This is a genomic window from Paenibacillus sp. FSL R5-0527, from assembly GCF_038008055.1.
In the GTDB taxonomy this organism is placed as follows: Bacteria; Bacillota; Bacilli; order Paenibacillales; family Paenibacillaceae; genus Fontibacillus; species Fontibacillus macerans.
On record NZ_JBBOYI010000001.1, the window covers coordinates 3,650,950 to 3,665,620 of the forward strand.

10 protein-coding genes are annotated in these 14,671 nt (G+C 56.9%); 4 read left to right on the plus strand and 6 right to left on the minus strand.

Annotated features, from left to right (window positions below; translation table 11 throughout):
- Nucleotides 1-52 precede the first annotated feature (52 nt).
- Together NYE69_RS15985 and NYE69_RS15990 are read left to right on the plus strand one after the other, a co-directional pair.
- Nucleotides 53-2,152 (plus strand): TOMM precursor leader peptide-binding protein, encoded by a 2,100-nt coding sequence (locus tag NYE69_RS15985; protein WP_340926990.1) that lies wholly within the window; start codon nt 53-55, stop codon nt 2,150-2,152.
- Nucleotides 2,153-2,171: 19 nt separating this feature from the next.
- On the plus strand, nt 2,172-4,238 hold the full coding sequence (locus NYE69_RS15990) for a hypothetical protein (protein ID WP_340926991.1): 2,067 nt from the start codon (nt 2,172-2,174) through the stop codon (nt 4,236-4,238).
- A gap of 826 nt (nt 4,239-5,064) precedes the next feature.
- Here NYE69_RS15990 and NYE69_RS15995 read toward each other — a convergent pair.
- Nucleotides 5,065-7,125 (minus strand): methyl-accepting chemotaxis protein, encoded by a 2,061-nt coding sequence (locus NYE69_RS15995; RefSeq protein ID WP_340926992.1) that lies wholly within the window; start codon nt 7,123-7,125, stop codon nt 5,065-5,067.
- Between the two features lie 106 nt (nt 7,126-7,231).
- Nucleotides 7,232-7,930, minus strand: a complete 699-nt coding sequence (locus tag NYE69_RS16000) for an N-acetylmuramoyl-L-alanine amidase family protein (protein WP_340926993.1) — start codon at nt 7,928-7,930, stop codon at nt 7,232-7,234.
- A gap of 156 nt (nt 7,931-8,086) precedes the next feature.
- Here NYE69_RS16000 and NYE69_RS16005 point away from each other — a divergent pair, with 156 nt between their 5' ends.
- Nucleotides 8,087-8,302 (plus strand): YqzE family protein, encoded by a 216-nt coding sequence (locus NYE69_RS16005; protein ID WP_036623880.1) that lies wholly within the window; start codon nt 8,087-8,089, stop codon nt 8,300-8,302.
- Nucleotides 8,303-8,356: 54 nt separating this feature from the next.
- Here NYE69_RS16005 and NYE69_RS16010 read toward each other — a convergent pair whose 3' ends face one another.
- Nucleotides 8,357-9,382: an aldo/keto reductase gene (locus NYE69_RS16010; RefSeq protein WP_340926995.1), complete on the minus strand. Its 1,026-nt coding sequence runs from the start codon at nt 9,380-9,382 to the stop codon at nt 8,357-8,359.
- Nucleotides 9,383-9,484: 102 nt separating this feature from the next.
- On the opposite strand from NYE69_RS16010, the gene sigZ reads away from it, so the two are divergent.
- On the plus strand, nt 9,485-10,051 hold the full coding sequence (gene sigZ, locus NYE69_RS16015) for an RNA polymerase sigma factor SigZ (protein WP_340926996.1): 567 nt from the start codon (nt 9,485-9,487) through the stop codon (nt 10,049-10,051).
- Between the two features lie 349 nt (nt 10,052-10,400).
- On the opposite strand, the gene NYE69_RS16020 is transcribed toward sigZ, so the two are convergent.
- The 3 genes from NYE69_RS16020 to NYE69_RS16030 all read right to left on the minus strand — a co-directional run bounded on the left by NYE69_RS16020 (nt 10,401) and on the right by NYE69_RS16030 (nt 14,621).
- Complete coding sequence (locus NYE69_RS16020) at nt 10,401-11,447, minus strand: hypothetical protein (RefSeq protein WP_340926998.1); 1,047 nt, start codon at nt 11,445-11,447, stop codon at nt 10,401-10,403.
- A 160-nt stretch (nt 11,448-11,607) separates the two neighbouring features.
- Nucleotides 11,608-12,840 (minus strand): YqhG family protein, encoded by a 1,233-nt coding sequence (locus NYE69_RS16025; RefSeq protein WP_340927000.1) that lies wholly within the window; start codon nt 12,838-12,840, stop codon nt 11,608-11,610.
- Between the two features lie 5 nt (nt 12,841-12,845).
- A complete protein-coding gene (locus NYE69_RS16030; RefSeq protein ID WP_340927002.1) occupies nt 12,846-14,621 on the minus strand; it encodes a DEAD/DEAH box helicase in 1,776 nt (591 codons plus the stop codon).
- Nucleotides 14,622-14,671 lie beyond the last annotated feature (50 nt).

The window sequence follows — 14,671 nt, forward strand, 5'->3', positions numbered from 1 at the left end:
CCCGCAACATAAATTAGGGATAAAACAGGCGAACTTAATGGGAGGATTTACAATGACAAGCTTGGAGGGCGGCAATCCGCAAGACGCTGCCGAAGGTTCCGGGCCGCATCGCCGGACGGTTGCGGTGATCGGTGAGGGCTTGCTGGCCGAGTTGGTTTATAAAGAGCTGTCCGCGCAATATGAGGCCGTATGGAAAAACGGACGTAGTGAATGTAATGAGCGTAATGAATGTAATGAATGTAATGAACGTAATGAATGTAATGAGCGTAATGAACCTAGTGAACCTAATGAACCTAATGAATGGATTGGCGGTTTGCCGGAGGAGACGGGGCTTATCGTATGGATTTGCGGCGGCGAAAATCCGGCGGCGGATCTCAACGCGGAAGAAGCGCTGCGGCAACAAGGCGTCCCTTGGCTGCGCTGCCTTGTTTCCGGGAGTGAGGCGGTGATTGGGCCTTTGATTCATCCGGAGACAGGAGGGTGTTGCCGGTGCGCGGACCGGCGGCGGGAGATTGCCGGACGTGATGGCAGCGATGTCATGGCCTCGCTGTTTTCGCTGCTCGAACCGGAGGAAACTTCCGCCAAAGCGCCTCCTTCGTACTCGGGGCTTGCTCATGCGGCTCATATCGCCGTGAATGAGAGCCGTCTTGTTCTTAGCGGAAAAAAAGCCCGCTCGCAGGATCATCTGTATATCGTAAATCTGGAGACGCTGGAGTGCTCGCTCCATTATGTTCTGCCGGATCCGTTATGCGAAGTATGCGGAGAACTTCCCGCCGATTCCGCCTTGGCGGCACGGATCGAACTTGCGCCAAGGCCCAAAGCGAGCGCGGACAGTTACCGCTCCCGCCGAATCGACGACCTGAAAGATGGGCTTATTCATGACTATTTGGATCCCCGTACGGGCGTGTTTAACAAAGCGTCGATTGACCTGGTTTCCCCGTTTGCCGGGGCATATGTGAATATGCCTTCGGTGATGACGGGAGACGAGGTTTCGGGGGGCCATAGCCATCGTTTTGCGGAAAGCGGGCTGACCGCCATTTTGGAAGGATTGGAGCGGCGCTGCGGTTTCGTTCAGCGGAGCAAACGCACGATGGTGCGCGAAAGCTATAACCGGATTGCCGAAGAAGCGCTCGATCCCGCCACAGTGGGGTTATATCAGCCGGAACGGTATGCGGCGCCGGATTTTCCGTTCGAACCGTTTGACCCGGACCGCGCCATGGATTGGGTTTGGGGGTATTCTTTTTTGCGGCGGCGTCCTATATTGGTTCCGGAGTGCTTGGCCTATTACAGCTGGAATTACGGGGAGAGCTTTGTTCAGGAAGGTTCAAACGGGTGCGCTTTGGGGGGGAGCCTGGAGGAGGCTATATTCTACGGGATTTTGGAGGTGGCCGAGCGCGATGCGTTTCTCATCACCTGGTATGGACAATTGCCCGTCCCGCGGCTGGACCCCGATTCCGCGGAAGATCGGGAACTAAGGTTGATGATCGAAAGGTTTAAAACAGTTGCCGAGTATGAGGTTTATTTGTTTGACATGACGATGGAAAACCGGATACCGGCCATTTTGGCGCTGGCGAAAAGCAGGGAGCCCGGGAACATGAATCTGATCTGTGCGGCGGGTTCTCACCTTGACCCGGCACGGGCGGCGAAAAGCGCCGTTCACGAGCTGGGCGGACTGGCGGCTGCGTTAAACGAACGGTTTGCGGAGCGGCTGGACGAGTTGCCGGACATGTTCCATGACCCCGATTTGGTCCTGCAGATGGAGGATCATGCCTTGCTGAACGGTTTGCCGCAAGCGGAGGAAAGGTTTGATTTTTTGCTGGGCGGCCAGCGGCCGATGCGGACGTTTGCGGAACAATTTAGGCGGAAGGCCGGACATTCCGATCTGACGGAAGATCTGAAGGACATCCTGCAAATCTTCGAACGGTTGAATCTCGAAGTGATCGTGATCGACCAGACGTCTCCGGAAATTTCACGCCATCGTTTACACTGCGTCAAAGTGTTGATCCCGGGTATGCTGCCGATAACGTTTGGACATCAGCTCATCCGGCTGAACGGGCTGGAAAGAGTGCTGAGGATTCCGGCGGAGCTCGGATACGCGGCGGAACCGTTAACGCTGGAGCAGCTTAACCCGCATCCGCATCCTTTTGTGTAAACTAAGGAGGAATGACCACTTGAGTCCACATCGGCTTCAAACAGTTCGGCCGGATGACATCCTGGCCGTTGGCTCCGGACCGGTTTTCTTTTCGCTTCTGTCCGCTTTGACCCGGTCCGGGTTCACCGATTTCCACTTGTGCATGATCGGTTCGGCCTCCGCCGATCGGAAGCCTCTGGCCGAATGGCTGCGCGGGGCCCGCCAAGCGGCTCCCGAGGCGAGGTTGCGGGAAGCTGTCTTGGGGCAGAAAGATGCTGCCGGTTGGCGGAAATTCGTGCGGCCGCATCAAAAGATTCTTTATGCGTCACAGGAGGGGGATCCCGGGGAACTGCTGCTGCTTGAGCAGGCTTGCCGGGAAGAGAATAAGGCGCTGCTGCCCGCCGTCTGCCTGCATCGGACGGGGGTGGCGGGCCCGTTCGTACAGCCCGGCCTGGAAGGCGGCTGGGAGTCGGCCTGGCGCAGGCTGCATGAGCCTGCGCTTTGCCGAGGCCTGCAGCGGCAGCCGGTTTCTGTGGCGGCGGGCGAGCTGCTTGCCAACGCGCTTGTCTCCCGGCTGCTGAGATATATTGCGGGAGAGGGTGAGGAGGGGGAGGGAAATTTGGTCTACCTGCTTGATTTGGAGACGCTGGAAGGCGGCTGGCATGCTTTTTTCCCCCATCCGTTCGCGCATGGACGGAAGGGGATTCCCACCGAAAATCTGCAAATTTCCTGGCGGCGGCTCGAACAAATTTCCGATCATTGGTTTGAGCAAACCTCTGAGCGGCGGATCAAGCAAAGCCCTGAGCAGCGGATCAAGCAAAGCCCTGAGCAGTGGATCAAGCAAAGCCCTGAGCGGTGGATCAAGCAAAGCCCTGAGCGGTGGATCAAGCAAAGCCCTGAGCGGTGGATCAAGCAAAGCCCTGAGCAGTGGATCAAGCAAAGCCCTGAGCAGTGGATCAAGCAAAGCCCTGAGCGGTGGATCAAGCAAAGCCCTGAGCAGCGGATCAAGCAAAGCCCTGAGCAGTGGATCAAGCAAAGCCCTGAGCGGTGGATCAAGCATACCTCTGAGCAGCGGATCAAGCAAACCTCCGACCACCCGTCTGACCAGACTTCCGACCAACCGTTTAAGCAAATTACTAAGTGCGGAATCGAACCAACCTTTGAAGGCAGCCTCCCGGCTGGCTGGTTCTCTTACTTCGGCCGCTTGACCTCGGGGCAAATCGGGATTTTCCACGCTTGGGAGGAGGGCGGTTTAAGCCAGCTGCCGCTCGCTCAATGCCGTGTGCAGGCGGCCGATCCGTTGTCGGAAGGTCCCGCAAGTTTGCTGCCGGACCTCGTTTGCGCCGGACTGACGCATGAAGAAGCGCGCCGGGAAGCGGGACTGGCTGGAATCGAAGCATATGTATCGCGGCTGGCCGAGGCGCTTTTGGACGAAACAGGCGGGGTTGTCGGCATCGGCGCGGGAGAGACGGCGGAGGAGGCGCTCCGCCGGGGGGTGGAAGCATATTTGTGCGAAACGTTGCGCATGCGGATCTGCGGACAGACCCGCGAACAGGCGGACGAACGGGAGCATGAGGGGACGCGGGAGCAGGTGCACAAGCAGTCGCAAGAGCTAGTGCCGTCCGCCGCCTGTGTTCGGCTGGGGAACGTGGAAGATAAGCACTGCCGCTACTACTTGCAAGTTTTAAACATCATGCGGGGCGAACCGGTGATCGGTTTGGGAGAAGCCGTGTCCGGGTTTCCGGTGTTTTGGGCGGGAACGGGCGGGGCTTGGTACGGCGGTGTCGGCCTTAATCACACATTTGCGCTGCGAAATGCCCTTCGAGCCGCTTTAATGATGGCGCAAAATACGCAAGATCCACCGGGCTCGGGCTGCCGGCCCGCCAACGTGCTGGAGATTCCCTCTGTGCAGTTGAAACAGAATGCTTCCGTTCTTATTGACATCGACAGCATTAATGAAACGTTCCAACCGGAGGTCTTGTCCGACGTGCTGCAGGTTGTGAGGAAGAAGGGGTATCATCTAAACGTGGTAGATCTTGCTGTGGAGCCGTTCCTGAAAGAGCTGGCTGTATTTGGCGTGTCGCTTCGGGTAGGTGGAACATCGTGAACATTTGAACGAACCAACTGCAAAAGTGCATTTCATTTTCCCCAGATTTCCTCTCTAGAGCGTTTGAAATGCAAAAGTGCATTTGATTTGGGGCCATTCGATAAAAAAGACAATTTTGGCTGGATATGAACTGCATTTTTGCATTTGAACCACCTGTTTCGAGGGATTTCGACGATTATCGCATGCACTTTTGCATTTCGCAGGGTACGGTGCACTTCCGCAGGGTATTTTGTGTGGCATACCGCAGGTATTCTGCGGTGCAATACTAGGTGGGGTGGGGGGATACCGCAGGGCATTCTGCGGTGCATTATGCAGGGGTGCGGGATAAACCGTAGGTATTCATGGTGGCATATCGCAGGTCAATACTTTTGTGCCTTCTACCGGGGGGCGGTAGAGTTCCGAAGGGCCTTTCCGCGCGGCGTTTCGCGGGCTGCGGCATGGTTTGGATTGGCTGCGATCAAATTCTCTGCGATCAATTCGCCGGAGCCGTATTTCACAGCGACCGTAACCGGATTGTCCGGAGCCGTATTTCATAGCGACGACCGTAACCGGAGCGCCTATTCGCCGCAACTGTAACCGCCGTCCCCTTTCGGCCCCAGCCGTATTCGCCGCGACCATGCGCGGCCATGACCGCCGCCGCCGGCCTGGCCGCCGCCGACTGGCCGCCGGTGAACTGGCCGCCGCTGGCCTGGCCGCCGCCGACTGGCCGCCGGTGAACTGGCCGCCGCTGGCCTGGCTGCCGCCGGCCTGGCCGCCGCCGGCCTGGCCGCCGCCGGCCTGGCTGCCGCTGGCCTGGCCGCAGCCGTAATAGCTGCGGCCCTATCCGCTACTCCACTTTGAATTGCGCCGCCGCCTTGGTCAGTTCCTTCGCCAGCCCGTCAATGGTTTGCACCATACCGGCGAGCTGTTGAACGGTTGCCGATTGCTCCGTCATCGTGGCCGAAACCTCCTCGACGGAAGCGGAGACCTCTTCGCCCGATGCCGAGAGGCTTTGGACGGAGCCGAGCACTTCGTCCTTGTCTCTTTCCAGGCGGCCGACTTCTTCCGCCATCTTTTTGATCTGGTCGGCAATGTCGGCGGTTTTATCAAAGATAACGTTAAAAGCTTGCCGCGTCTGGCCGACAAACTGGTCTTGCATGGCTGCGATCTTTTGAATCTGGGCCACGCTTTGATAATTATCCTCCACAAACGCGAGGTTCTCCTGGATGATGCCTTGAATATGAGCGGACTGCCGCGAGCTTTGCTCGGCCAGCTTGCGGATTTCCGCCGCCACGACGGCAAAGCCGCGGCCGTGCTCGCCGGCTCTCGCCGCTTCGATGGACGCGTTCAGCGCGAGCAGGTTGGTCTGTGCGGCAATTTCGGCAATCGCGCCCGTGATGCTGTTGATTTGCTCCGAGCTTTTTTGCAGCTTGAACGTCATCTCGGAAATCTTGTTCACTTGTTCTTCGTTTTGCTCGTTAATGCGGATCAATTCGTCCACCACTTCATTGCTCGTATGGAACACGCCGACGATTTCCTCCGAACGCTCTTTGGCGGATTGAGCTTTCGAGCTCATGGACTCGAAACTTTCCCCGAAACCGAAAAATTTGTCCACGATATGTTCCGTCTCCCGGGCCTGGGAATCCATCGCCTTGGCGATTTCCTGCGAAGTGGCCGACGTTTCGCTGACGGATACGGCCGTTTGCTTCGAGGAAGCTTCCAGCTCCTTCGTACTTGTCCCGAGCACCTCGATCGTTCTGTTCATATTCCGGATCAAGTCCTTGTTGCGGCCGACCATTTGGTTGAAGCTGCCCGCCAATATTTTAAGCTCGCCTTCATAGCGGTCCTCGTCCGCGTTAACGGTAAGATCGCCGGAAGCCATTTGCCGGAACAGATGGGTTAATTGCGTCAGCGGCTTCACGATGTAACGGGAAAGCAACAAGCCGAAGCCGACAGCCACGAGAATAATCACAAAGGTTAAAATAGCGGTATTGCGCAGCAGCACCTTAATCGGCTGCTTAATGTCGTCCAAAGAATCGACGACCGTAACGGTTAAGTCCGGGCCCGGAATCCGGTTGATCCGCAGGTATTCGTTGTTCATTTCGAGACTGGTTTTTTCGATTTCCTGACTCCCCGTGTTTTTTACGGAACCTGCGAGTTCCTCAATGACCGTACCGATTCTTGAAGGGTCCATGGAATTATATAATACCGTGCCGCCGCGGCTGACGATTTCGATGCTGCCTTCCCGGTTGATGGAAACTTCGCCTAACGTGCTGAAAAAGAACTGGCTGTCGATCGTCGTTACGAAAACGCCCAGCACTTTGCCGTCCATATCCTTGATCGGCTGGGCAAAAGCGAGCAGCAGCTTGCCGGTGCTTTTTGATACGATGGCGTCGCTGATGTAAGGCTGACCTTTGAGCGCTTGGCTAAAGTAGTCGCGGTCCGATCGCGATTGCCCGATATTTTTCACGTTTGTTCCGGCCACAATCGTCCCTTTGGCATCCGTAAGCAAATAGGAATCGATGTCCCCGGTTCCTTCCAAACTGCTTTTCAGAATTGCGTTCGCTTGGTCCAGATAAGGATTGGCTGACGAGAAAAATTGTTTATCCGTGAGTTCGCCGGATTCTCTTAGTTTCAGCAGGCTGCGGAACGTATTGTGCTCCGAGATGAGGAAGGTGGCTTGCTGCTGCAGTTGGACGGCCGTCGACAATCCGCCTCCCAGCCGGTCGGCCATCACGTTGATTTCATCTTTGCTCTTGCGCAGCGCCACGCTGGACGCCTCCCGGTAAGTCAGAATGGAAGCGGCCAGCAAAGACGCGATCACCAATAAACAGACGAAAAAGGGTATTTTCACGCGCAATGATACAGATTTGATCTTTCCGGCCATTCCTGATGGTGTTCCTCTCACTACTTTTCAACTCCCCTATGCTTCTCTTTTTCTATAGCTGCTAACGAAAAGATATATCGGTTGCGGAGCAGGAGTTATGTAGTGGAAATTTCACCCAATAGGGAGCCTACATCACCGTAAAATATTCGGCGATGCCGGTGTAAATCGCTTCGGCGATCTTTTGCTGGCCGCTCCGGCTAATCAGCTGGGCGCGGTCTTCCGCATTGCTCAAAAAGCCCATTTCAACGATAACGGCAGGCGATTCGACATGCTTTAGCAGGTAAAACGGTTTGCCGATCTCAGGGATAGAAGCTCTGTTCAGATTGTAAAACCGTTCCAAGGCATTCTGAATGGAGGCGGCCAGCAGCGCGCTGCGCCCTTCGTTCTGGTGCAGGACAAGCGGTCCCCGTTTCGATTTGTTCCGGCCCCAGTTCACGTGCAGGCTGACGACGATGGAAGCGGGGAGCTGCTCGCTGAGCTCCTTGCGCTGGGCCAGATCCCTCATATGGCGGGAACGGCTGCGCGACCAGCGGTTATCGTCGCTGAGGGCGTAATCGCCCGTCCGGTTCAGAACCGCCCGGTATCCGTGGCTTCGCAGCACGACGTAAAGCCGGCGGCCGATCTCGAGGTTGATGTCTTTTTCCATAATATCTTCGTAAGAGGTACCGCCGTCAATGCCGCCGTGTCCCGCATCGATCAGGATGACCGGCTCCGGAAAAACGTGCCGCAGATCCTTGTCATCCGCACCAACGGGACTTCCGCACAAACCGAGGGCAAGGGAGACGATAAGCAAGCCCGCCAGCGGATACCGTATCCGTATTTTCATGGTACTCCCCTTTTCAGGTTTTATTTCTTTTATAGATTGAACTTCCCATGCCCAAATCATGCATGTACCGCCGCCGATGGCGGGTTTAGGGAACGGCTTCCCGGAGCAAACTAGAGATAAGCAAAGGCGAGCATATCATAAAAAGGAGAGCTTAGCATGGCCAAAGGCGATGAACTGGTAAAGTACATTACCGAAAAAGTCGTCGATTTCGTGGAGACCCCCAGGGAAGTCCGGCGGGAACGTTCCAGGCCGAAGGAACCGTGGACACGCCGCTGGTTCGGGATGATTCCTTTTTCAGTATCTTTATGGGCAGAGCAGCTTCCGGTAAAACGGAAAAAGGAAAAGGAGCATTCCTCTTCCGGCGAGGGGTAGAACAACGGATAAGGGTGCGCGATGTTCGCGCACCCTTTAGTTATGCCGGCCGGCTTATTGCGGGGCTTTGCGGATGATCGAATCGTCTTCCTCCATGAAAGACCAAAACGGATATTCTTCGGGCAGACGGCTCGCTACGTCCAGACGCGACAGCTCGCCTGAGGTCAGCTTGATGCCGCTGGCCTGGAGATTATCCAATAGCTGATCGGGGCGTTTGGCCCCGACGATAACCGTCGTTACCGCCGGCTGGTTCAAGAGCCAGGCCAACGCGATCCGGGCCACCGTCGATTCGCGCGCTTTGGCGATGTCACGCAAAACATCGAGAATGGCATACGCTTTCTCTACGTCCACGGGAGGGAACGCGAACTTGGTAAAGCGATCGCTTGTTCCGCCCGAGTTTTCCCGGGAGTATTTTCCCGACAAAAAACCGCCGGCGAGCGGACTCCAAACGATCAGACCCATGTTCTGGTCCCGCAGGGCCGGAATGATCTCCCGTTCGAGCTCGCGGCCCGCCAGAGAGTAATAGGATTGGCTGCTCTTGAACGCATGCAGCCCGTGAAGCTGCGAGATGGCCCGCGATTTCATGATTTGCCACGCCGTCAAGTTGGAGCTGCCGATGTAGCGCACTTTTCCCGAACGGACAAGATCGTCGAGCGCCCGCAGCGTTTCTTCCCAATCGGTCAGCTGATCGGGATTATGAATTTGATACAGGTCAATATAATCGGTGTTTAATCTCCGCAGGCTATCCTCTACCTCCCGGATGATATTCAGCCGCGACAAGCCGATTTCGTTCGGTCCGGGTCCCGTGCGCCCTCTCACTTTGGTGGCGATAATCGCCTGCTGCCTTTTCGATTTCAACGCTTTCCCCAGCATTTCTTCAGAGCGCCCCTTTGCATATATGTTGGCGGTATCGAAAAAATTCACGCCCTGATCCAGCGCCAGATCGACCAGCTTCTGAGCTTCCTTGTCCCCAAGCGCGCCGAAGACGTTCCAATTTTCGCTGCTTTCCCCGAACGTCATGGCCCCGAATCCGATCTCCGAGACGAGTACTCCAGTATTGCCTAACAAGTTGTATTTCATTTTCTTCTCAGCCTCCTGATGATGGTTTATACTTAGAGAGACGGAGCCCGAACCAAAAGGACGCAAATAACACCAAACAAATTTAGGAGGGAATGGCGGCCCATGCAAACGGAAACTTTATGGGAAAACTATCACGAAGCCGTGCAGAGGTATGTCAGACGGGCGACGAATAACGACTCCGAAACGGAAGATATCGTACAGGACGCGTTTATGAAAATTTATGCCCATCGGGACGCGCTTCGGGATGAGCAAAAAATAAAACCGTGGATCTATCAAATCGTCCGGAATACGATCACCGACCATTACCGGAAGCGGCGGCCCACGCTTGAGATACCCGAACTTGCGGCAAACGCGGAAGAGCTTGCGATGCCTGACCATGCCGCGGACGTGATCGCCTGCTTCGCATCGACGATTCCCCGCCTGCCGGACATTTACCGGGAAGCGCTGGAGCTGTCCGAGCTGCAGGGCATGTCGCAGAAGCAGCTTAGCAGCCATCTGGGCATTTCGTATTCGGCGGCCAAATCGCGGGTGCAGCGCGGCCGCGAGATGCTGAAAACGATGCTGACCGGCTGCTGCCACATTGAATCCGACGCTTACGGCAACATTACCGATTTCTATATCAAGCTGGCTGAACCGCCTGTTTACCAGAGAAAACGCAGAAAGGCGTAAACGGTTATGCGGATTTGCGGAGGGGAGAAACCAGCGTTTCGCCTGAGGAGCTTCCGAGACAAACATAAGGGCAAAAAAGGACGTTGTTCCGGTGACATCCGTCCATTTGAGCGATATAGAGGAAAAATATGTCGCTATTTTTTCGAATTGTAAGGAAATGCCCTTGTTCCGGGCCATTCATACAAAAATAGGGACTAAAAATGCTGTTAGTGTAGCTGAACATACTTGGCTCCGGATAATAAGTACAAAAAGTTCCGCTATTTTTCGCGGGAAGGGAGAATTTGGCAAGCTTACTTCCGTTTCGATATCAAAGAACCGCCGAGGAAATTTCTTCGGCGGTTTTGTTCATTTAACCGGGATAGGCGACGAACTTGCCCGGCTGCGACTTCAGCAGAGCATCCAAAGCGATAAGCCGGATCGACGGGCCATCGCCGGTTAGTACATATACGGGGCCGTTCAGGGAGGTGCCGCCGGCTGCGGCATCGGTCCCGGAGGATGCGCCATCCTGCCACGTCTGGTACCCATATATCGGCATAGGAATCGAATAAGTGCGTTCCGGGCCCGATGCGGCGAAGATCAGCTGCTTGCTGGATTGAAGCTTGCGGATGAACGTTTCCTGCTTGACCGGGAGCGGACCTTGCGTCATCCACAGCAAATTGTCGTAAGGATTAAACCGGCTTGCGGTGTAATGGATTTCGCCGGGAGCCAGTTCCGCCTGGCCGCTGCCCGCCGCGAGCCGGGGGGCTTGGTAAAGGGCGGCTTGCTTGTCCCAGGTGTCCGCCGTTTCGGGCAGCCATTCCCCGTCCGCGGCGTGGATGAACCGCGGCGATTCGTCATCCGGCAGGCGGACCATCCATTCGGCCAGGGCGGGGCCGGCATACAGCGGCGTAACGCGGATTTGGCTGAGCTGCTCCGGCGTCATCTCCGCGGCAAGCTCGCTATTTTTTAGGGCGGCCTTCAGCAAGGAAGGGGCAAACACATTATGCGCGCCGAGCCCGTATTCGACTAGTTTGTATTGGCCATCGGACGTGGCCGAAATGATCAGGTAACCGTTCAAACGCGAATCTCCGCCGGATCCGCCGGGGAGAACGGTGACCAGCCAGCTGTGCGTTCCCGGGCCAAGCGGTTCGATTACGGGTTTTGCCCCAAGCCAGGCGCTGAACGGTTCGGTTTGCGCCAGCTTCCGTATCGCGTCCTCGGCAAAAATACGGAGCTGCTCGGGAGCATTGACGGCCGTTTGAAGGCCGGCGGCCGGTTCGGAAGCTGCGCCCGGGGCTAAAGCGGCGGCATAGCCGGCGGCTTCTCCCGGCTGTGCGAGTCCGCCGGTGCAAGCCAGTCCAATGCTGCATAAAATTTTCAGCGTAATCGTGATGTTTCGGGGGATGGTTCCAAACATCGTTCGCCCTCCTATATATGGGATGGGAGTGGTCAGCTTTTGCGATTGCTTGTCCATTGTACCGAAGCCGGGGCAAAAAGGTTGTTGCAACCTGTCGCGCTTTGAGCCTTTGTCCAGCTTCTATTTTTGCGGTCTTTTAGCGAGATCGGTCTATTTCTGGTCACCGCGGCGAACGCAGGTGAAAGATGCCGCAGCCCAAGGCGGATACGACAATTCTCGGCTCGTATTGCCAGCGGATTTCTTCCCGCCTCGCTTCGTATTGGTTCAGGGCCGCCTGCTTCCGCTCCTCATCCGGGTCTTTGAGCAGATCCTTGTAATAAGCTTCGATAATCTCCAACTCGTCCCGCAGGCGTTCCCTGGCCTGGATCGACCAATCTTTGTCGCAGGCGCCGAGAAGTTCGGACAACCGATCTTCGAGAGCGGCCCGGCCCGCGTCCAAGGTCAGCTTCGTCGGCTCGATATGGACGTTCTCCGGAAGGCGCGGAACGAGCGTGGCGCCGGATAGTCTTGTGTCAAAGGCTTCGTCGATTTTTCCGCTAAGCAGAGAGACGCCGAAGAAATGGAGCTCTTCCCGCTTCATGTCGCAGCAGAACTCGACTTTGAAGCAGACGCCAAGCCACGGTTCGTAAGCGGCCGGAAGCAGGGCCAGGCGCTGGCGCGTCCCCGGCTCCTCGAACAGATAGACGTAGCGGCCGCCCCGTTTGGCCGCCTCGAAGATCTGCCTTAGCCGGGAGCTGCCGAACGTCAGCTCCTCGCGCTGAATGCGGCCCGGTCCCAGGATCGGCAACGGGCGCACGGGGCCGTAATAGCGGCCTAGGAGGGTATCCTCCGGCGACTGGCCCGGCAGCGGTCCGGCCCCGGCAGCGCCGCCGGGGCCTGGCGCGTTTGCCTGAGCGCCGGCGCCGCCAAGCCCGGGCGCAGCGCCTGCAGGTGCCGGACCGCCGCCGCCAAGCCCGGGCGCAGTGCCTGCAGGTGCCGGACCGCCGCCGCCAAGCCCGGGGGCAGTGCCTGCAGGTGCCGGACCGCCGCCGCCAAGCCCGGGCGCAGTGCCTGCGGGAGCCGGACCGTTGCCGCTAAATCCGGCCGCGGCGCCCTTGCCGGCATTCGGCCCGGCGGCAGCGCCCCTGCTGCTCGGCTTCGGCCCGGCCACCTGCCCGGCTTCGGCCTCCCGGTGCCGCTCGGGGTCGAAGATGAACGAAAACGACATCGTCTCCGGCTCGGCCCCGGTGCGTTCGATGAACCCCCAATAATAAGGGCGGTTCGTCAAATCGCGGTCGGCCCGGGGCGACAGCTTCACGGTGACATGATAGGGGGATTTTTCGAGAAATTGGCACTCGGTTGCTTCAAGATACGTCATCACAAGCCTGCGGATTTGCTCGCTCGTCATCGTCATACGGGTCAACCTCCCAACAGCTGTTTCAGATCGCCGCCTTCGTTATCGCCGGTTTGCACGTCCAGCTCCGATTTGATCGAATGGAACGAGCGGCCGAGCGAATCGACGCGGCTGGCGATTTCCTCGTCGCTTTTGGATTCGAGCATGATTTTGTAAATGCTTTTTTCCAGGGAATGCTCCTTCTCAAACCGCTCCAATATCACGTCAAGGTCTCCGATGACCATTTCGAACATGTTGATTTTTTCGTGCAGCAGGTTCACGATATACTCTTCAATCGTCCCTTTGGTGGACAGGTTGTAGATTTTGACATCATTTTGCTGCCCCAGCCGGTGCACACGGCCGATCCGCTGCTCCACCCGCATCGGATTCCAGGGCAAATCGAAGTTGATCATGTGATGGCAAAACTGCAGGTTGATGCCTTCGCCGCCGGCTTCGGTGGCAATCATCACCTGGGCGCGGTCGCGGAACAGGTCCATCATCCAGTCCTTTTTGCCGCGGTTCATTCCGCCGCGGTAGGGAACGGCCGTCATGTCCCGGTCGCGGAAATAGTTCAATAAGTATTCCTGAGTGGCGCGGTATTCGGTAAAAACGATGACCTTATCGTTCATTTCGCGAATCAGTTCCATCGTTTTTTCGGCTTTGCTGTTGGCCTTGATCTGCCGGATCAGGTCGACGATGTCCCAGATTTTATCCCGCAGGGGCGAATCGGGAGCAAGCTTCTTCGACAGGTTGATGAGCGTGACGAAAACGGCGTCGCGGCTGCTGCATACTTCGCGCTGGAGCGTTACGAGCGAGAGCATGCTGTTCAAATCGCCGCCGGCCGCCTGATATTGGTCTTTGACGAAGGAAGTGACTCCGTCGTACAGATTTTTTTCTTCCGGCGACAGTTCGACGTCGATGTTCCGGACGATCCGCTTCGTGAATTCCAGCTCCCCGTCGGCGCGGCGGTTGCGGATCATCACTTTGGAGAGCTCTCCCTTTAGCTGCTCCTCGTTTTTCGGCAGGCGTTTGTCCACGACGAAATTGGCCGCAAATTCGCTTTGCCCCCCGAGCTGGCCGGGCTTGAGCAGCGTGATCAGGTTGAACAGCTCGTCCAGGTCGTTTTGCACCGGCGTCGCCGTCAGCAGGAGGCAATATTTTTTGCGCAGCTGCAGCATAAATTGATAGTTCGTCGTTTTTTTGTTTTTCAGCTTGTGCGCTTCGTCGACGATCAGCATGTCGTATTCATTGCTCAGCAGGATCGATTTATGGGGATCGCGTTTGGCCGTGTCCATCGAGGCGACGACGATGTCGTTATGCCAGGAGTGTTCCTTTTTCTGGGCGACGGCAGGGATGCCGAATTTCTGATTGAGCTCGCGCACCCACTGCAGCACAAGGGAAGCGGGCACCAGGATCAGCGCTTTGCGGACCAGCCCGCGGACGATGTATTCTTTTAAAATCAAACCGGCTTCGATCGTCTTGCCCAGGCCGACCTCGTCGGCCAGGATGGCGCGCCCGCGCATTTCAAACAGCACCTTGCGGGCGGTTTCGGTCTGGTGGGGCAGCGGCGTTACCTGCTGCAGATGCTTCAGGCACTGCATTTCCTCAAAGCTCGTGACCAAAGAAGCGGTTTCCGCCTCAAGGGCAAGATTGAACAGCTTCCAATCGTCCCAGGGACCGCCTTTTTCCTGCCGGGCCGCAAGCTCGCCAAACCAGCTCCGGTCGAATTCGACCGGGACCTCGGCATGCGGGGGCGGATTCTTGATCAAGCTTGGGGAATCGCCGGGGGGATGAGCAAACATGATGATAAAACCTCCCTTTTGTGCTTGTACATCCGACTTGTTTTTTTCGA